General features: G+C 32.1%; 17 protein-coding genes. 1 reads left to right on the top strand and 16 read right to left on the bottom strand.

Annotated elements, in window-relative coordinates; genetic code table 11:
- Positions 1-146 precede the first annotated feature (146 nt).
- A complete protein-coding gene (locus HORE_RS05075; RefSeq protein ID WP_012635907.1) occupies positions 147-1,094 on the bottom strand; it encodes a dipeptidase in 948 nt (315 codons plus the stop codon).
- 71 nt (positions 1,095-1,165) lie between these two features.
- Complete coding sequence (locus tag HORE_RS05070; protein WP_012635906.1) at positions 1,166-2,062, bottom strand: MBL fold metallo-hydrolase; 897 nt, start codon at positions 2,060-2,062, stop codon at positions 1,166-1,168.
- Between the two features lie 190 nt (positions 2,063-2,252).
- Here HORE_RS05070 and pepT point away from each other — a divergent pair, with 190 nt between their 5' ends.
- Positions 2,253-3,479: a peptidase T gene (gene pepT / locus HORE_RS05065; RefSeq protein ID WP_012635905.1), complete on the top strand. Its 1,227-nt coding sequence runs from the start codon at positions 2,253-2,255 to the stop codon at positions 3,477-3,479.
- Between the two features lie 125 nt (positions 3,480-3,604).
- Here the strand turns inward: pepT and HORE_RS12400 are convergent, their stop codons facing one another.
- The 14 genes from HORE_RS12400 to HORE_RS04995 all read right to left on the bottom strand — a co-directional run bounded on the left by HORE_RS12400 (position 3,605) and on the right by HORE_RS04995 (position 19,261).
- The gene (locus tag HORE_RS12400) at positions 3,605-4,504 is read right to left on the bottom strand and encodes an RDD family protein (protein WP_050748603.1); all 900 of its coding nucleotides are present in this window, start codon (positions 4,502-4,504) and stop codon (positions 3,605-3,607) included.
- A gap of 192 nt (positions 4,505-4,696) precedes the next feature.
- Positions 4,697-4,852: a hypothetical protein gene (locus HORE_RS12905; RefSeq protein WP_167935761.1), complete on the bottom strand. Its 156-nt coding sequence runs from the start codon at positions 4,850-4,852 to the stop codon at positions 4,697-4,699.
- A gap of 133 nt (positions 4,853-4,985) precedes the next feature.
- A complete protein-coding gene (locus tag HORE_RS05050; RefSeq protein WP_012635903.1) occupies positions 4,986-5,630 on the bottom strand; it encodes an L-fuculose-phosphate aldolase in 645 nt (214 codons plus the stop codon).
- A 26-nt stretch (positions 5,631-5,656) separates the two neighbouring features.
- Entirely contained in the window at positions 5,657-7,087 is a 1,431-nt protein-coding gene (locus HORE_RS05045) for a rhamnulokinase (protein WP_012635902.1), read from the bottom strand.
- Between the two features lie 130 nt (positions 7,088-7,217).
- Positions 7,218-7,637 (bottom strand): RbsD/FucU family protein, encoded by a 420-nt coding sequence (locus HORE_RS05040; RefSeq protein ID WP_012635901.1) that lies wholly within the window; start codon positions 7,635-7,637, stop codon positions 7,218-7,220.
- Between the two features lie 34 nt (positions 7,638-7,671).
- Positions 7,672-9,207 (bottom strand): FGGY-family carbohydrate kinase, encoded by a 1,536-nt coding sequence (locus tag HORE_RS05035; RefSeq protein WP_012635900.1) that lies wholly within the window; start codon positions 9,205-9,207, stop codon positions 7,672-7,674.
- Positions 9,208-9,261: 54 nt separating this feature from the next.
- A complete protein-coding gene (locus tag HORE_RS05030) occupies positions 9,262-11,073 on the bottom strand; it encodes an L-fucose isomerase (protein ID WP_012635899.1) in 1,812 nt (603 codons plus the stop codon).
- 53 nt (positions 11,074-11,126) lie between these two features.
- Entirely contained in the window at positions 11,127-12,095 is a 969-nt protein-coding gene (locus HORE_RS05025) for an ABC transporter permease (protein ID WP_012635898.1), read from the bottom strand.
- A gap of 28 nt (positions 12,096-12,123) precedes the next feature.
- Entirely contained in the window at positions 12,124-13,626 is a 1,503-nt protein-coding gene (locus HORE_RS05020; protein ID WP_012635897.1) for a sugar ABC transporter ATP-binding protein, read from the bottom strand.
- 83 nt (positions 13,627-13,709) lie between these two features.
- Positions 13,710-14,672: an ABC transporter substrate-binding protein gene (locus tag HORE_RS05015; RefSeq protein WP_012635896.1), complete on the bottom strand. Its 963-nt coding sequence runs from the start codon at positions 14,670-14,672 to the stop codon at positions 13,710-13,712.
- 549 nt (positions 14,673-15,221) lie between these two features.
- On the bottom strand, positions 15,222-16,244 hold the full coding sequence (locus HORE_RS05010) for a LacI family DNA-binding transcriptional regulator (RefSeq protein WP_012635895.1): 1,023 nt from the start codon (positions 16,242-16,244) through the stop codon (positions 15,222-15,224).
- A gap of 400 nt (positions 16,245-16,644) precedes the next feature.
- On the bottom strand, positions 16,645-17,109 hold the full coding sequence (locus tag HORE_RS05005; protein WP_012635894.1) for a hypothetical protein: 465 nt from the start codon (positions 17,107-17,109) through the stop codon (positions 16,645-16,647).
- Between the two features lie 392 nt (positions 17,110-17,501).
- A complete protein-coding gene (locus tag HORE_RS05000; protein ID WP_012635893.1) occupies positions 17,502-18,374 on the bottom strand; it encodes a carbohydrate ABC transporter permease in 873 nt (290 codons plus the stop codon).
- Positions 18,371-19,261 (bottom strand): carbohydrate ABC transporter permease, encoded by an 891-nt coding sequence (locus tag HORE_RS04995; RefSeq protein WP_012635892.1) that lies wholly within the window; start codon positions 19,259-19,261, stop codon positions 18,371-18,373. The genes HORE_RS05000 and HORE_RS04995 overlap by 4 nt, the downstream gene beginning before the upstream one ends.
- Positions 19,262-19,308 lie beyond the last annotated feature (47 nt).

The following is a 19,308-nucleotide window of genomic DNA, read 5'->3' as shown; positions in this document are numbered from 1 at the left end:
CTCTAAAATACATAAGTAATCAAACATAGAATTAAGAAACTATACTCTATAAAAGACAAATTTATATAATTAATTCTTTGAAAAGACCCAAAAACCTTTTACTGTAAAAATAATTAATATAAATAACCCAGTACAGATAAACCAAATTAATTTAAGACATCCTTGATAACTCTTTCCACATTTTTATAGGTAAATTTATCTATATCATCATCAGAGAATCCATACTTTTCCAGGGTATAAATAAGATTCGGTATTTGCCCAATATTTTTGAGTTCCAGCTGGCAGGAAATCCCATCATAATCTGAACCGAGGGCAATAACATCACTACCACCGACCTTTTTAACATGCTTAATATGTTTAATAATATCTGCAATGGTGCTTATTTTTGTATCCCCTAAAAAATATGAATTAAAATTAATCCCGATAACTCCCCCTTGTTCACCAATAAGTTTAATCATATCATCGGTTAAATTCCGGGGATGGTTATGTAAAGAACGTGCATTGGAATGAGAGGCAATAACGGGCTTTCTGGATAAATTTATAACATCATAAAACCCTTTATCAGACAGGTGAGATACATCTATTATCATTCCCAGGTGATTCATTTCCCGGATAACTTCATTACCAAAAGGTGTTAAACCCTTATCTTTATAATTTTTCATGTTTGGAAAACCAATCTCATTGGGGTAATTCCAGGTTAAAGTAATAAGCCTGACCCCGAGTCGGTATATTTTTTTTAAATTACTCAATTTACCCTGAAGAACAGCCCCTTCCTCAATCGTTAAAAAGGCAGATATTTTACCCTCGCTTTCATTTTTTTGTAATTCACTATAATTTCTGGCCAGGGAAACCATGTCACTGTTTTTGGCAAGCTCTTTTTTAAAAACATCGAGCATTTCTAAAAAGATTTGATAAGAATCCGTACCTGCTGGCAAATTATTTTTGTCCAGAAACAGGGCAAAAAACTGGGCTTTACTACCTGCCTGTCTCAATTTTTCAAGGTCAACATGTAATTCATTACTCCTTAATCCCTGTCTGCCAGAAAATTTATACAGTTTACTGATGGTATCACAATGTAAATCAATGATTTTCAAGTTAAATTGACCCCCCCAGGTTTTTAAATAAAATTATATCCTTATTATTATTCTATTACTTTAAATTTATCTTATTTCTTTACCCAGTATAGATAATTGTGGTCAAACTCTATCTCTATTCTATTTTCACTATAAAGATAACCTAAAAAGGCTTTTATTACAGTATGCATTAAATAATAAGTCTGAGGCCCCCTTATTTCAAACCCCATTTCACTGACGGTTTTTGAAATAATCTTTCCGGTAGTTTTTCTGGAAATGAGAGTATTCAATATAATCTGTTCTATTCTTTTAATAACCCTCATATTTAAACTGGTAAGGGGCTTAATATCAGAAACCAGAGTACCATGTGATGGTAAAAAATAATTGTAATTAAGCTTCTCCAGCTGTTCAAGTGTCTTTATCTGCCCCTTTATATCAGTAAAAAAGGGTATTTTATGTTTATCAATAACACTTTTATTAAATACAGAATCAGCACAAAATAATATCCCGTTATAACCTACCCCAATGTGGCCGGGGGAATGACCATCTAACCAGTAAATTTTTAGTTCAATCCCTTCTATCTTCAAACTTTTTTCTCCCCTGGTAATAACATTATCCACTTTTGAAGGTGGAGCCATTAAAAATTTACTCTTTAAATCTTTAATGGGGGACGCTCCCGAATAAAAATATATTGGTTCTAAAATAGTGTTTTCAATTATACAGGACTCCAGTTCAGGTGCATAAATTTTTAGACCCGTTCTTTCCTTGAGATAACTATTACCCCCACAATGGTCAGCATGAGAATGAGTATTAATTATAGCTACCGGAGTTAAATTATTTTGGGTAAGGCTTTTTAGTAATTTGCTGGCTATTCCTTTATCAAGACCACTATCAATCAGAAGAACTTTACCTGGACCACATTTTATCACACCAATATTGGCATAATGGGGAAAGTAATAAATATTATCATATATATGTTCTAATTCCATAAAAAACCACTCCATTTTATAAGCTTGTTTCTTATTATATCTTAAATCCGGTAGTTAATAAACCAACATTTAATTGTTTTAGAAATATTTTTAATATACCCCTTAATAAAAATTATTCTTTATGGTTTATATTACTATTCAAAGCAGGTATAATATATAATATATCATATTTGAAAATGGAGGGGTTATTATGGCCAAAGTAGTTGATAGATTTATTAGTTATGTTAAATACAGCACAACATCAAAGGAAGGGTCAGAAACATTCCCCAGTACTGAAGGACAACTAAAGTTTGCCAGATTACTTGTTGATGAGTTAAAAGAACTGGGATTAAATAATGTTCACCTTGATGAATATGGATATGTTATGGCTACTGTTCCCTCAAATGTAGACCATAAGGTGCCCACCATCGGGTTTATCGCCCATATGGACACCAGCCCTGATATGAGTGGTACTAATGTTAAACCACAGATTGTAGAAAACTATAATGGAAAAGATATTGTTCTCAATAAAAGTAAAAATATTATCCTGTCTCCTGATAATTTTCCCGAACTAAAAAAATATACTGGAAAGACTTTAATTACAACAGATGGGACAACCCTTCTTGGAGCAGACGACAAAGCGGGAATTGCTGAAATAATTACCGCTGTTGAACACCTCATGAATAACCCTGAATACCCCCATGGTGAAATTAAAATAGCCTTTACCCCTGATGAAGAAATCGGACAGGGTGCAGATAAATTCAGGGTGGATAAATTTGGCGCAGATTTTGCCTATACTGTTGACGGCGGTCCTATTGGAGAACTGGAATATGAAAATTTTAATGCAGCCAGGGCAAAAATAACTGTAAATGGTGTTAATGTTCACCCTGGAACTGCCAAAAATAAAATGAAAAACTCTCTTCTAATAGCAAATGAATTAATAAATATGCTTCCACCGGCGGAAATACCCGCTCATACCGAGGGCTATGAAGGATTCTTTCATCTAATGTCTGTAACCGGAAGTGTAGAACAAACCAGGCTTGACTTTATTATCAGAGATTTTTATAAAAACAAATTTGAAGAAAGAAAGAATCTAATGGTCAAAATTGCAGATTATTTGAATGTAAAATATGGAGAAAACACAATTACACTGAACCTTAAAGACCAGTATTATAATATGAAAGAAAAGATAAAAGAGCATATACATATTGTTTATACAGCACGTCGGGCTATGGAAGAAGTAGGGGTTACTCCCAGGGTTAACCCTATCCGTGGTGGTACTGATGGAGCCCGTCTTTCTTATATGGGACTACCAACACCAAACCTCTTTACAGGTGGGCACAACTTTCATGGCCGGTATGAATATATCCCTGTATTTGCCATGGAAAAAGCTGTTGATGTAATTTTAAAAATTATTGAGTTATATGCAACAAAATAATTTTCCATTGTAACACGTCTCGAGATGGCCCTATGGGAATGGATGACAAACTCCATTAAAAAATACCCCTGCACATGAAGTGACAGGGGTAAAATAATTTACACTAATAAAACCCATTATGGTGTTTATTTACCCGTAATTTCATCTTTATCAAAGTAAAATGTCCTGGTAATGTATTCATTGTAGAGGATTAAATTATATCCGTATTTCAATTTAATCTTTATTTTTTTAATTTCATGACCATGTATTACTAACTTATTCTTAAATAATGAACGGGCTATCTGTCTGGCAATTTCTTTATATGACTCAGGTTTTTCTTTTAAACATACCTCTACGACAATTGTGTCGGTTTCGTCATCATAAATAAAAGAATTGACATATCTAACATTACTACAGACTTCGTATATACTGGTCATACCTTGATATATTCCCGAAAATACTGGTGTTGAAGTGTATATAAGTATTCCTGTAAATATTATTACCGTTATTATTGCCAGGTGTTTCAGATAATTTTTAAATTCAGCTTTAATTTTTTTATCAACCTTGACCTTTTCATTGACAACATAAGTATTTAATATTAGATCATGTAAACTTTGATGTGATTTATTATTGAATAAAAAGAAGTACAATAAAGAAATTACCATAGTTATTATTATTGTCAAATATATTCTAAACAATGTTTTGTAGTGTAAAATAATCAATCCAGTCGAAAAAAAATAAGGAAAAAAAAGAATAGCAGCTCTCAGAACAGACCTGGTTACAGATAAATATCTTCCTTTTTTATTTACCACTTTAATTTTAAATAACCTTTTTCCCGGGGTTTTTCCTTTTCCGATAGCACTGTTAAATAAGCCAAAATAAGCTATGCTGACTAAAAAACCAACTATCCAGTCCCACTTACCAATACTTATCCATATATTTTTACCTGATTTTCCTATAATAAATATTATAAAACATAAAATTACTATATCTAATAAAAAGGCTAAAAACCTTTTAAGTCTTGATGGGAAATATTTCTTTTTCACTTCTCCCACCTCCTTATTCCCAGTTTCAAAATAATATTTATTAAAGATAACAAGCATCTTTATCATATTTATTATATGTTGTTTTTTCTTATATGTAAATTAAAAGGTTGCCCGGCGGGCAACCTTTTTAGTAAAGTCAGATAAATCAATTATACTAAAAATAAATTATATAAACTAACATGTTTTGTCACTTTACCTGTCAGGCCTGTAAGGACAGTCCGGGTAACGGGGACAACGAGGACACCGGGGACATCCGGGATACCTCGGGTCTCTGTATCTCTTTCTATCTCTATTTCGATCCCGGTCTCTATTCCGGTCCCAATCTCTATCACGTCGGTAATCTCCCATTAATATCGCCTCCTTTGCATTTTTAGTACATATATATGACCGGTTTAACTTGTTGGTGACAGAGATTGGGATATTGTGTTTTTATTTGTCGAACTTTAGTATCATTAATAAATTATTTGTCAACATATGATATTCATTGTTGACCATACGTTTTAAATTTATTTAACATAACTTTCATTTCTTCCTCTGGTAAAATTACAGGCTCCCCAATAGCTTTAGCTCTATAATAAACTTCAGCTGTAAACTCAATCTCTTCTGCTACTTTAAATGCTTCAGAGATATTTTTACCCAAAGCTATTAAACCATGATTAGCCAATAATGTAGCGTTATATGTTTCTCCCACACTTTTAAACGCATTGGTAGCTAATTCTTCTGTTCCAAAACTAGCATATTCTGCACAGGGTACTTTATTACCAGCAACTGCAATCATATAATGAACAGGAGGCAATTCCCATCTTAAAGATGCTATTGTTGCTGCATAAATAGAATGAGTATGTACTACAGCACCAACATCATTTCGATTTTTATAAAAAATAAGATGCATCCTGTATTCACTGGAAGGCTTTTTGCTTCCTTCTACAATTTTCCCATTTAAGTTCATAACTACGACATCTTCCGGAGAAGTATCAAAATATTCTATACCTGTTGGACTAATTGCCATTAACTTTTTTTCAAAATTAAATATACTTATATTTCCTCCTGTTCCCCTGGTCAAACCTGAATCTATTAATTTCTTGCCATATTCAACTATCTGTTTTCGTTCTTTTTCTAAAAGCAATTTACACACCACCTATCTGATTTTAATTAAGGGTTATAATGTTTTAATTCAACTGAATTTTTAATTATTTCTCGACCTTCTTTTAAATTTTTAATTTCTCCCCGGGCCATTAGCTGAGCCAGTATATTTCCCATAGCAGTAGCTTCAACTGGACCTGCTATAACCGTTTTTCCGGTTACATTTGCTGTGAATTGGCATAATATTTCTGCTTTTATACCTCCACCTACCATATGTATTTTATCAATTTTAACACCTACAATTTTTTCTAATTTATCTATAACCCTTTTATAATTCAACGCTAAACTTTCATAAATACCTCTGGCCATTTCTGCATAATTACATGGTATTTGTTGTTCAGTTTCCTGACAATATTCTTTTATAGCCAAGGGCATATTTTTGGGATTTAAAAATCTGGGATCATCAGGATTTACATTAAATATAAAAGAATCAACTTCCATGGCAGCCTTACTAATTTCTGAATAACTTATATCTAAGCCTTCTCTTTCCCAAATTCGTTTACATTCTTGAATCATCCATAAACCACACATATTCTTTAGGAAAGTTATTTTTTTACCAACACCACATTCATTAGTAAAATTTTCTTTTAATGATTTTTCATTAATTATTGGCTGGTCAAGTTCCATCCCTAACAGTGACCAGGTCCCACTACTTATATAAATACTATTTTTATTATCCTCTAAAGGTGTTGCAGCCACTGCTGATGCTGTATCATGACTTCCAACAGCAATTACAGGCAAATCTCCCCTAAGCCCACACTCTTCTTTTACCTCAGGTATAATATTACCTATTTTCGTTCCAGGGTAAATTAAAGTTTCCACAATATTACTGGGAATATCTAATTCTTCAAAGAGTTCATGTTCCCATTTCTCTGTAAGCGGATTAAGCAATTGTGAAGTTGATGATATAGTAAATTCATTATATTTTTTTCCAGTTAAAAAATAATTTATTAAATCTGGAGTAAACAAAAGACTTTTAGCATTATTTAAAACCCATGGTCGATATTTCAAATCTGCATAGAGCTGAACCAGAGTGTTTAATTGCATGAATTGAATTCCAGTCAATTGGTATATCCTTTTTTTACTAACTTTTTTATATATTTCTTTTAATAAACCATCAGTCCTATTATCTCTATAATGATAAGGGTTTGACAGTAAATTACCCTCTCTATCTAATAAACCATAATCAACCCCCCAGGTATCTATACCAAGACTACTTATATTATAATCTGTAAACTCACTTGCTTTTGTAATACCGGTTTTTACTTCATGAAAAAGTCTTAAAATATCCCAGTATAAGTTATTTGTTACCCTTTCTGGACCATTTTTAAATTTATGCACTTCTTCTAGTTTTATTTTGTTACCATCATATTTACCTATAATGGCCCGACCATTAGAAGCACCTAAATCAATAGCTAAAAGATTTAAGTATTCATTCATCAGATCACCTCCTTAAAAATATAAAACTTTTTCCTTAAAATTTTTCATTAAGATACTTCAGTAATAATCAGAACTTTAATACCTGGCCCTAAATACATACCAGGCCAGGTATTTTCTTAAATATTATAAATTATTTTACTACACCAATTGTCAATAATATATTGGCATATATTCTCTGTTCCCCTGTAACAATGACTAAGCATAGATCTTGATTAGATACACATTTGTCGTAAAATTCAAAACGTCCAATTTCATTAAAATCTGTTCCAGAACTTAATATTCTTTTAAATTCCTTAAATATAGCTGGCTTGTCTCCTTTTGATGGTGCCATTACCGTAGCCTCTTCTATATTAATAACTTCAACTAAAACTTTAAGTACATCAGTAACATTAACTAACCCCGGAGCAAGATTTAAATATACTTTGTTTACATCTTCTTTTGTTTTAGTAGAAGCTGGATAATTTCCATCAGTTATTAATATTTGTGCACCATGTCCAGCAGCTGCAACACTTTCTAATATATGTGGATGAATCAACCCACCCTTTACCATATGATGACCTCCTTGGTCCTATTTATCTGAAATTTCATCCTAATTGAGATAAAACTTCCATATTACTTTTCAAGTTCATATAAGCTGTTTTATACTGCACATAATATTCATCATATATTTCTTTGTTTGTCCTGTCTGGCATAATTATGTCTTCATAAATTAACCATTCTTTTAAAATATCAGGATTTTTTATAACACCTGTTCCTACACCAGCTAATAAAGCATCTCCTAAAGGAGCTTCTACATCATTTTTAATTATTTTGACTGGAAAACCAGTAACGTCTGCAAATATTTTAGGCCAGATCTTTGATTTAGCTGCACCACCAACTAAAATTACTTCTCCATCTAAATTTATATCTTTGTTAAAAACAGATTCCATATTATGTCTTAACGCATATGCTACCCCTTCCATAAAGGCCTTATATAAATGATATTTGTTGTGGTAAAGATTAAGGCCAATAATAGTCCCCCTTGCATTACTATCCCAGATGGGACTTCTCTCACCCATGAAATAAGGAAGCACTAATAAACCTTCTGAACCAGCTGGTATATCTTTGCATTTCATTTCCAACAGGGTATATGCATTAATATCAAGTTTCTTTTCAACAGCTAATTCTTCCTCTCCCAATTTATCCCTGAACCATCTAATAATTGCACCTGCTGTCGCAGCACCACCGAATGTATATAATTTATTTAAAGGATCAATTACATGGGGCATAGTAACTAATTTCTTTGATATATTACTTTTTTCTGTAATAAATCCCCAGCACATAGAAGTGCCAATCATAGCTACATGATCTCCTTCACTTAAAGCCCCTGCACTCAAAGTTGCTACAGCTGCATCTACCCCTCCTGCAATTACTGGAGTTCCTACTTTTAACCCAGTTTTTTCTGCTGCCTGTTTAGTAATTTTACCTACTATATCAGTTGAAGAAATTATCTTTTGGGGTTGGTATTCTAAAGGAATACCCATTTTTTCTAACATCTTAGTTGACCATTTCCTGTGTTTTATATCAAATATTCCACCTATATTACCTGCTGAAGAATAATCAATTGCTATTTCACCTGTTAATTGATAAATCACAAAGGCATTTGGCGGTAAAAATAGATTGATTTTCCTCCACACATCGGGCCAGTTATTTTTAATCCATAACATTTTCGTAAACCCATAATAGGAATCAACAAAATTACCTGTAATCTGAAATAGTTCTTGCAAGTCAATATTTTCTTTTACCCATTTAACTTCTTCTTCGGCCCTACGGTCCATCCATATTAAACAGGGAGCCAGGGGGGTAACTTTTTCATCAACAGGAATACCTGACCCTCCGTATAAGCTACTGATCGCAACACCTTTAATTTTAGTTGGATCAACCTTGGATTGTTCAATAACATTTTGCAGGGTAAAATATGTTGCATTTACCCAAACATCTGGCCATTGTTCAGCCCAAGAAGGTTTAGGTGTTTCTACATTATACCCTTTATAACTTTGAGCAATAATTTTTCCTTGATTATTAATCATTATAGCTTTTGTTCCTTGAGTTCCTATATCTACCCCTATTAAATAATCCACCTCATAAACCCCCTTATTATAAGCAACTAAACTTTGTTAAAATAATGAATTCATTCACCCATATAAAGGTCCAAAAGTCTTGCATGCACGATAGTCTGCTCCCTCTAAATCATTAGTCCCAAAACCATCCCAGGCACTTGGCCTAAAAATTTTATCTTCTGATACATTATGCATAGCAACAGGGATTCTAAGCATAGCAGCTAGAGTAATTAAATCTCCACCAATATGACCATAACTGACAGCTGCATGATTTGCTCCCCATCTATTCATTACTGAATAAACATCTTTAAAAGCACCTTTTCCTGTCAATATAGGAGCAAACCATGTAGTAGGCCAGGTAGGATCAGTTCTCTGATCCAGAATTCTATGAACGTCTTCAGGTAAATCTACTGAATAACCTTCAGCAATCTGGAGGACCGGTCCCAATCCTTTAATAATATTTATTCTAATCATTGTTAATGGCATGCCACCTTTAGTTAAATAATTAGACGAGAATCCTCCTCCTCTAAAATAATCCAACATAGCAGGTCGCCATGAAGTCGCTTCAAGACAAGCTTCAACTTCTTCTGAACTAATTTCCCAGAAAGGTTTCATCACAGGCCTACCATTTTTAGTTTGCTGACCGGTCCCATCTAATGTTGCTGAACCTGAATTAATTAAATGGATAATACCATTTTGGGCTCTACCAGTTAATTCCTTATCAGTTACTCTCTTAACTGATTCTGGACTCCAATAAGTTCTTACGTCAGCAAATATTTGAGCTGTATTAGTTAATAAATGACCAAATAACATTGATACTCCATTTAAAGTATCATTCTCAGTAGCCATAATAAATGGCTCCCTGAGTCCATTCCAGTCAAAAGAAGAATTTAAAATAGCTTCCATAAAGTCACCATTTGGAAAATGATCAGTCCATTGTCTTTGACCCTGAAAACCTGCGGCTATAGCATTATGACCCATAGCCTCTTCTCCATAACCCATTTCAGCAAGTTTGGGATTACCAACCATCAAATCTCTTGCTATTAAAGTCATCTTAACTACTGTTTCCCATTCTTCATCTTTTGTCTCTCTAGAATGTTGAACTTGAGGGGGATTGTTATCTTTACCTTCATTACAATTTTCTTTTACCCACTTCATTGCTCTTTTAAATTCAGCTTTATCATAAATTTCTTCTTCCATTCTTCTTATAAATTCTGACATATCTACATATTCATTTCTCATACCCAAATACTCCTGAAAGAAATCTTCATTAACCATAGAACCTGCAATTCCCATAGAAACTGAACCCATAGACAGATAAGACTTACCACGCATAATAGCCACAGCTAATCCAGCCTTGGCAAACCGGAGCATTTTTTCCTGAACATCTTCTGGAATACTTCTATCATCAGCATCCTGAACTTGACGTCCATATATAGGGAAAATAGGTAACCCTTTCTGATCATGTGCCGCTTTAAGAGCAGCTAAATAAACTGCACCAGGTCTTTCAGTACCATTAAAACCCCAGATGGCTTTTGGTATCAATGGATTCATATCCATTGTTTCTGAACCATAACACCAGCATGGTGAAACTGTAATCGAAACTCCAACACCTTCTCGTGAAAACTTTTCAGCCGTAGCAGCTGCTTCTGCTACCCCACCTATACAAGTATCAGCAATAACACATTCTACAGGTGTACCATTTGGATACTTCAGATTTTCTTCTAAAAAATTAGCCACAGCTTTAGCCATTCCCATTGTCTGACCTTCTAATGATTCTCTAATTCCCTTGCGACGACCATCAATAGCAGGCCTTATGCCGATTTTAGGTAAATTACCTCTTAAGCGATGTTGTTTGTTAATTTTTAAATTTGTTTTATTTGACATAATTTTACCTCCTATAAAATCTAAATTATTTTTAAAGAATATTATTTTTTAATTTAATTCTTACTACGGCGGTGTCTATCATAAATAACAGCTGAAATTATAATTATCCCAATTAAAACCTGTTGAATAAATTCAGATATATTTAATAAATTAGCACCATTTCTTAGCACACCCATAATTAGGGCTCCAATTATTGTACCTAAAATACTTCCTTCTCCACCCAATAAACTTGTTCCACCGATTACTGCAGCAGCAATAGCATCTAACTCATAACCTGTTCCAGCAGTAGGCTGTCCGGTTACTAATCTAGAGGCCTGAACTATGCCACCTAATGATGCCATCAACCCTGATATAGTAAAAACAATTATTAAATATTTATCAACTTTAACACCTGACAGGCGAGTTGCTTCTGCGTTACTACCTATTGCATATGTATATCTTCCTATTCTTGTCTTCGATAAAATTAAATGTGCTATTATAGCAACAATAATTAAAATAAAAACCGGTACTGGAAAAAAACCAAATATTTTTCCTGCTCCCATAAAATCAAATTCACTTGGTAAACCTGAGACTGGAATACCTCCTGTAATTATTAATGCTAATCCCCTGGCAATACCCATCATACCTAAAGTTGCGATAAAAGAATGGATCTTACCCTTGGTCGTCACTAGACCATTAACAAAACCTATTGCTGCACCAACCAATAATCCAAAAATAATAGATAAATACATATTGATTCCATTAGCCATACTTATGGTAGTTATTACTCCTGCTAATCCTAGTACTGACCCCACAGATAAATCTATTCCAGCAGTAATTATTACAAACGTAACACCTATACCTAATATGGCAATAACTGTAGTCTGAATACCTATAGCCATAATATTAGTTAAGGTAAGAAAATAGGGTGATGCAATAGAAAGTATTATACAAATTATCAATAATCCAGTAAAAGGAATAATCTTCTCAGAAAACCTCTTAAAAAAACTCATTTGGGTTTCATTGACACCATTATCAATCACTATTTTTCACTCCTTTTTAATTTAATTTTTAATTAATTACATTCATAGTGGCATAATGCATAATTTTTTCCTGTGTCGCTTCTTTTGAACTTAATTCCCCCGTAATTTCACCCCTTGACATAACAAGAATTCTATCACTCATAGCCAGGACTTCAGGCAAATATGAAGAAACCATAATTATTGTTGCCCCATTTGACACCAGACGGTTCATCAATTCAAATATTTCTGCTTTTGCCCCAACATCAATCCCTCTTGTAGGTTCATCGAAAAATAAAATATTGCATTTCCTGGATAGCCATTTGGCTATAACTACTTTCTGTTGATTACCACCACTTAAATACTTAACCTTTTGTTCTATTGAAGGTGTTTTAATTCTTAAATTATTTACAAATTCTTTACCTACTTTTTCTTCCTTGTCGTTATTGATAAAAATATTGTTAACATATTCTTTTAAATGGGTTAAAGTAATATTATCCTTGACACTCATACCCAGGTTTAATCCATGTTCTTTTCTACTTTCAGGAACAAGGGCTAACCCCAGTTCAATAGCATCACCAGGAGAATTTATTTCTACTTGGTTACCATTAACAAATATTTTACCTGAATCTATTTTGTCTGCACCGAAAATGGCTCTGAGCAATTCTGTCCTCCCGGACCCCACCAAACCTGCAATACCAACAATTTCACCTTTTCTTGCAGTGAAAGATATATTCTTCAAAATTTTTCCCCGGGATATATTTTCCACCCGTAATGTTTCTCCTTTAATATCAACTTTTTCTTTTGGAAAAAGCTCATCAACATCCCTTCCAACCATTAATGATATTAGCTTATCAGGGTCAGTAGACCCGGGTACAACATCAATTTTTCTCCCGTCTCGTAATACCGTAACTCGATCTCCGATCCTATTAATTTCTTCTATATAATGTGATATATATATTATTGAAATACCTTCATTCTTTAATTGTTTAATTACTTCAAATAAATTTTCTTTTTCTTCGTCAGTTAAAGCTGCTGTAGGTTCATCCATGATAATAATTTTTGAATTTAAAGACAGAGCTTTAGCTATTTCTACCATTTGTTGTTGAGCTACTCCTAAATCTTTTATTTTAGATTCAGGAGATATATTAACACCCAATCTCTTTAATACTCTTTTACTTTCTTTATACATTTTTTCTTCATCTATATACCCTAATAACTTATTTTTAAAAGGTTCTCTTCCCAGAAAAATATTTTCTTGAACATTTAAATGAGGGGCTAAATTAAATTCCTGGTAGATCATACTTATACCTAGTTCCATAGCTTTTTTAGTATTCTGAATTTCGACTTTTTGACCATCTATATAAATTTCGCCTTCAGTCCTTGAATACACACCTGTTAAAATTTTCATTAATGTAGATTTACCAGCACCATTTTCACCTAACAAAACATGAACTTCTCCTTTTTTTACTTCTAAATCAACCTGATCAAGGGCTTTAACACCTGGAAATACTTTTGTTATTTTTTCCATTTTAACAGCAATTTCATAGTTCAAGAAGAAACCCTCCTTTCTGTATCCATTCTCTTCTTCTCTGATTCTGATCAGAGAAGAAGAGAATGGTTTATACATAGGTTATTTTATTGTTTTAATGGAAATAAGACTTTATAAACTTCAGGGTCATTCATGTTATCTGGAGTGGCTACAACTACTCCTGTATCAATTAATTTTTCAACTTCTTCTCCTTCCAAAGCAGCTACAGCATTTTTTACCCCTTCATATCCCATCATATATGGTCTTTGTACAATCAGGGCATCAATAATACCTTCTTTCATAGCATCTATCTCAGTTTGTGCTGCATCAAAACCAACTAATATTACATCTGCTGTTTTTCCTCTAGCTTTCAAGGCTCTTGCCGCACCAACTGCTCCTGCTTCATTAGCTGCAAAAATACCTTTCAAATTTGGATGTGCTGTTAAAATATTCTCAGTTACTTTCATTGCTGTAGCATAATCACTCTGGGAATACTGAACAGCTACTAAATCAATATTTTTATAATTTGAAATTCCCTCTTTAAAACCATTTTCACGGGCTATAGAAGTTGCGGCACCAGCTACAAAAGGTATACAGGCAACCTCACCTTTTTTACCAATTATATTTGCTAAAACTTCAGCCGCTTTCTTGGCAGCTTCTTTATTATTGGTAGCTATATGAGATATAGGAAAATCTGCATTAATACCAGAATCTATAGTAATTACAGGAATTCCCGCTTCATGTGCCCTTTTTAAAGGTGGTATTAAAGCATTAGCATCAGTAGCAGCAACAACAATAGCGTCTATCTTTTTGTTTACAAAATCATTGATTACGTTTACTTGTTTAGCCACATCTGTTTCCTGAGCAGGACCTCTCCAAACAATTTCTGCACCTAATTCTTTAGCAGCTGCTTCTGCCCCAGCTTTTACAGTTAACCAATAAGATTGACTTAAACCTTTTGGACTAACTAAAATTTGATATTTTTCTGATGCCTGTACATCTCCTACACTTAAAAATCCAACTGTGAGCAACAATACTACCAAAGCAACAAATAACGCTTTCCTAGTCATCTTAAAATCTCCTCCTGTTTTTTAATATTTTTAATTTTTTTAAAATATATGTTGCTTTTGTGTAATTCTCTTTGTTGAATACTCCTATAATTATATGACTTAAACCTTATAACTAATTATTTTTCTTTACTGTTTAAATACCTAGCAAATATAACCACCCCCTATTAATATATAATTTAGAACATTTTGTATTTATAAAACCGTTTTTATGAAATAAATTAAAAAAAACCCACTTCTAAGAATAAATACTTAAAGTTGATGTGGGTTCTTATTAAAAGTTATATTATATTACTCCCCATATATTGAAGCTTTTTGTTCTTATTTTTAGTAAAATCGGTTTTATGATATTTCAAAAAAATATTTTTAAATATATTATTATAAATTTTTATTAATATATTATTTTTTATGAAACCGATTTTATTTATTTTTAAATCACGCCATTATTACTATTTTAATTATAATATATCAATTTTAAATAGTCAAGCTTTTTTTAAAATATTTTTTTGATTTAATTTTTTTAATTTTTTATTTTACGTACTATCTTTAATTTTACGTACTATCTTTAATGGATGATTTTCTGATTATCAATTCTGGTTCAAAAACTATTTTTCTTTTTCTATGTCCATTATCACTCATTTCAATTCTTTTAATTAATATCTCTGCCGCAGCTTCTCCCATTGTATAAGCAGGTTGCTTCATAACAGTAAAGAACGGCTCTATTTCATAAATTAAATTAAGATCATCAAAACACACTATCGCAATATCATCAGGTACAGATATTCCTTCCTCTTTCAAAGCTTTATAAACTTCCAGGGCCATTAAATTATTAGCTACAAATATAGCAGTTGGGGGTTCATTTAAACCCAATAATTCCTTTGTCATTTCATAAGCTTTTTCTCCAGAATAATCTTGACTTACATAATCAATTTTAATATAATCCTCTTCAACACTGATACCTGCTCTATTTAAAGCAGTTTTATACCCTTCAAATCTCTCTCTACTAGTTGATACATGTAAAGGCCCAGTAATCATAGCTATATCCTTATGTCCATTATTTATAAGATGGTTGACTAAGTCTATTGCACCTTGATAATTATCACCACATACAATATCTGCATCTAATCCCTCAACTTTACGATCTAATAATATATATGGAATATTTCTATCACTAAATTCACTTATATGTTCACTCGTTTTTCCTACTGTACTTATAGCTACACCATCTATTCTTTTTTTTAATACCATCTTTATATAATCTTTTTCTTTCTCTAACCTTTCATCCGTATTACATAAAATAGTATCATAACCTAACTTATTAGCCTTATCATCAAATCCTTTTAAAATTGAAATAAAAAAAGGATTCTCTATATCTGGAATTATTAATGCTAATGTTTTAGTATTATCTTTTTTAAGGCTACTGGCATTAGCATTGGGGACATATTTTAGTTTTTTACAGGCCGCTTCTACTTTTTTTCTTGTTGTTTCAGTTACATTATTATAATTATTTAAAACTCTTGATACTGTAGAAGGTGAAACTCCCGCTTCCTTAGCTACATCATAAATAGTAATCATAACTAACACCCTTTTAATTATGAAATCGGTTTTATATTTTTAAAAAATAAAAAATATAATTAAATAATACTAATAATTTTTTGTTTGTTAAAACTTAATATAATATTCGCACCAATTAAATTATTTACCTATATTATACTTCATTTTAAATTATTAGTCAAACGTTTTGCGGAAATTTTTAATTTTGTTATACTATTATTACTTTTAGTGCTTTTTTATTCGTCTAGCCAACCTTATTAACTATCGATGAAACCGGGTTTATGGCCGATTCCCCATATCATTTCTAAAATGTGTTTAACTACATCGTAAATAACCGTTTTAACCCCTTAAGATTTCATACTTCTATTTTGCTTTTTCACAATACCTATCAACCCCCCGTAACATAAAATTTAACATTCTTTTAGTTACAAGGTAACCTTCTATAATCGCTTATTAGCCATTTATTCTTAATTTTTTTTACAATCAATTCGACCTGGTATCTATTCAATGGTTCCCCTTTAACCAGTTCTTTACTTGTAACTTCTTTTACTATTCCAATTACCCGGTATTTATCTCCTCCTATATTTTTTATTTTCTTAATTTCTATTTCTTCTGGCCATGGACTTGAAAAAGATCTCCCTGGTACCTTTGAAGGATTTGTTAACCATTTATTAAGTAATTCCCTTGTTACATAATCTTTATAATACTTATTTATATCTTTTATTAACTTATCCTCGGGACTTTGAAGTGAAACTTTTTTTAAATTACTCCCAAATTCAATTACAACCTCTTTAATTATATTTTTTTCCATATATGTTTTGTAAGTAATTAAACTGATAATAAAAATAATAGTAACAATTATTAAAATTATTTTCTTTTTACCCATTTTTCATTCCTCCATTAATATTTTACTCTATTCCTTTAAAATTGTTATGGTATTGTAAAACCAGATTCATAACTTTTTTAATTGTAATGTTTTCCTTCTTAACTTTGATATGTTGAACTACAGTAAGTAATATTTATTTTAATAAAATTGTAAGTTTATCCATTTTTTTATTTTCATATATATAATACTATAATTTATTAAAGCTCTCAATAAAAAAATTAAATATTAAACCGTAAACTTTAACTATCGTTAAATCAGAACATATTAGCATATTCAGGGGGCCCCGACCTGTTAAATAACCCTGTAAAAATATTAAAACCGCCTTTAAAGGCGGTTTTTTTACTATATAGACAATTATAAAGGTATAAACAAAATAGTTAACTTAAAAATTTTTATCCTTTAATGGCACCCTTTACTATCCCCTTTACTATATATTTCTGGACAAAGAAATACAATACCATTAAAGGCAATGAAGCCAGAAACATGGCTGTAATTGCCAGGTCCCAGCGATGAGTATACTGGCCCATAAATGTTGCTGTTGTTCCCAGGGGTATGGTCTTATTTGCCTCAGATTGAAGTGTTATCAAGGGTAGTAAAAAATCATTCCAGATCCATAAAGATTGTAAAATAATTACTGTACTGGTGATTGGTTTTAACAGGGGAAATATTATTTTAAAAAATATTTGAAACTCACCGGCTCCATCAATAAGGGCTGCTTCTTCTAACGACATCGGTAATGTTTTAATATACCCATAATACAAAAAAATTGCCATGGGTGAACCCAGTGCGATATAAACCAGTATAATTCCAATACGGGTATCTATAACATTAATATCTTTCATGATTTTTACCAGGGGTATCATTACAGCCTGAAAAGGAATGACCAGGGTTAAAATAAAATATACTAACAGACCTTTGCTTACGTTATCATGAGAACGGGCTAGCTTGTATGCGGCCATTGATGCCAAAATAACAATTCCCAGAAGGGATATTGATGTAATTATAATTGAATTTGTAAATAATTTTAAGTAATTAGCCTTTTCCCAGACCTCAACAAAATTATTTAAATTGAACTTTTCAGGAAACCGGGAAGTATACATCAATACCTCCCGGAATGGTTTGAAAGAATTTATTATCATAAAATATATAGGAATAAACCAGATTACAGAAACAATTCCCATTAATATACCAATGACATATTTGTTAACAGTTATATGAATGACACTTCCATTTTTGTTACTGTTGCTAGAACCATGCTTGCTCATATCTTTACCTCCTCCCGGGAAGTAATACGGAAGTGAATTACAGTAATAATTACAATTATAATTGTTAAAACTATCGCTTTTGCATTGGCATAACCCAGTCGGTTAAAGACAAAAGCCTCCCGATAAATATTTAACATGGCTACTTCAGAAGCATGGCCTGGTCCACCCCCGGTCAAAGAATATATTATATCAAATATTTTAAGAGACATTGATATATTGAGAAAGGCACCAATAGATACAATGGGAAGCATTAATGGCAGTTTTATTTTAAAGAATATCTGCCATGAATTTGCACCATCTATTGAAGCAGCCTCAATAACATTTTCATCAACACCCTGCAGGGCCGCAATATAAATGGTCATTATGTATCCCAGTCCCTGCCACAGGCTAACAATTACCACTGAATAGATAACAATCTCAATATCTCCAAGCCAACTATTATTGAACAATTCAATTCCTGTGGCCTCATATAAGCTCCCTGATATTTTAGAAAACATAAATTTCCAGATAAAACCCGAAACAACCATACTAATCATGTTGGGAAGGAGTATTATCCCCCTGTATAGATTATTTAGTTTAAAATTATTAGTTAAAGCAATGGCAAAAATCATAGCCAGGATATTTGTTAATAAAACATTAACAAAAGCAATATAAAAAGTTGTATTTATGGAATTTATAAACACATCATCTATCTTAAACAGGTTTATATAATTATCAAAACCAACCCAGTTTATACTACCCCCTACCCCCTTCCAATCAGTAAAGGAATAATATATCCCTTCAAACAGGGGCAGGATAAAAAATAAGGTATATAACACAAATATAGGACCAACAAAGGCCAGAAACAAATAGATTTTTCGGCGTTTTGACCTATCTGCAAGAAACATAAACTTTCCTCCTGGATATTACCTTATTGATAAAAATTAAATAATGT

Origin of the sequence: Halothermothrix orenii H 168, assembly GCF_000020485.1 — a bacterium.
GTDB lineage: Bacteria > Bacillota > Halanaerobiia > Halanaerobiales > Halothermotrichaceae > Halothermothrix > Halothermothrix orenii.
The sequence above is the reverse complement of the archived record's forward strand: the minus strand, read 5'-3'. Positions and strand labels throughout refer to the sequence as shown.

Excerpts from the sequence above, each read along its gene's own strand:
- HORE_RS12905 (WP_167935761.1), bottom strand. The coding sequence starts at position 4,852 with ATGGGAGATTACCGACGTGATAGAGATTGGGACCGGAATAGAGACCGG.
- HORE_RS05030 (WP_012635899.1), bottom strand. The coding sequence starts at position 11,073 with ATGTCAAATAAAACAAATTTAAAAATTAACAAACAACATCGCTTAAGA.
- HORE_RS05005 (WP_012635894.1), bottom strand. The coding sequence starts at position 17,109 with ATGGGTAAAAAGAAAATAATTTTAATAATTGTTACTATTATTTTTATT.
- HORE_RS05015 (WP_012635896.1), bottom strand. The coding sequence starts at position 14,672 with ATGACTAGGAAAGCGTTATTTGTTGCTTTGGTAGTATTGTTGCTCACA.
- HORE_RS05045 (WP_012635902.1), bottom strand. The coding sequence starts at position 7,087 with ATGAATGAATACTTAAATCTTTTAGCTATTGATTTAGGTGCTTCTAAT.
- HORE_RS05000 (WP_012635893.1), bottom strand. The coding sequence starts at position 18,374 with ATGAGCAAGCATGGTTCTAGCAACAGTAACAAAAATGGAAGTGTCATT.
- HORE_RS05010 (WP_012635895.1), bottom strand. The coding sequence starts at position 16,244 with ATGATTACTATTTATGATGTAGCTAAGGAAGCGGGAGTTTCACCTTCT.
- pepT (WP_012635905.1), top strand. The coding sequence starts at position 2,253 with ATGGCCAAAGTAGTTGATAGATTTATTAGTTATGTTAAATACAGCACA.
- HORE_RS05070 (WP_012635906.1), bottom strand. The coding sequence starts at position 2,062 with ATGGAATTAGAACATATATATGATAATATTTATTACTTTCCCCATTAT.
- HORE_RS04995 (WP_012635892.1), bottom strand. The coding sequence starts at position 19,261 with ATGTTTCTTGCAGATAGGTCAAAACGCCGAAAAATCTATTTGTTTCTG.
- HORE_RS05040 (WP_012635901.1), bottom strand. The coding sequence starts at position 7,637 with ATGGTAAAGGGTGGGTTGATTCATCCACATATATTAGAAAGTGTTGCA.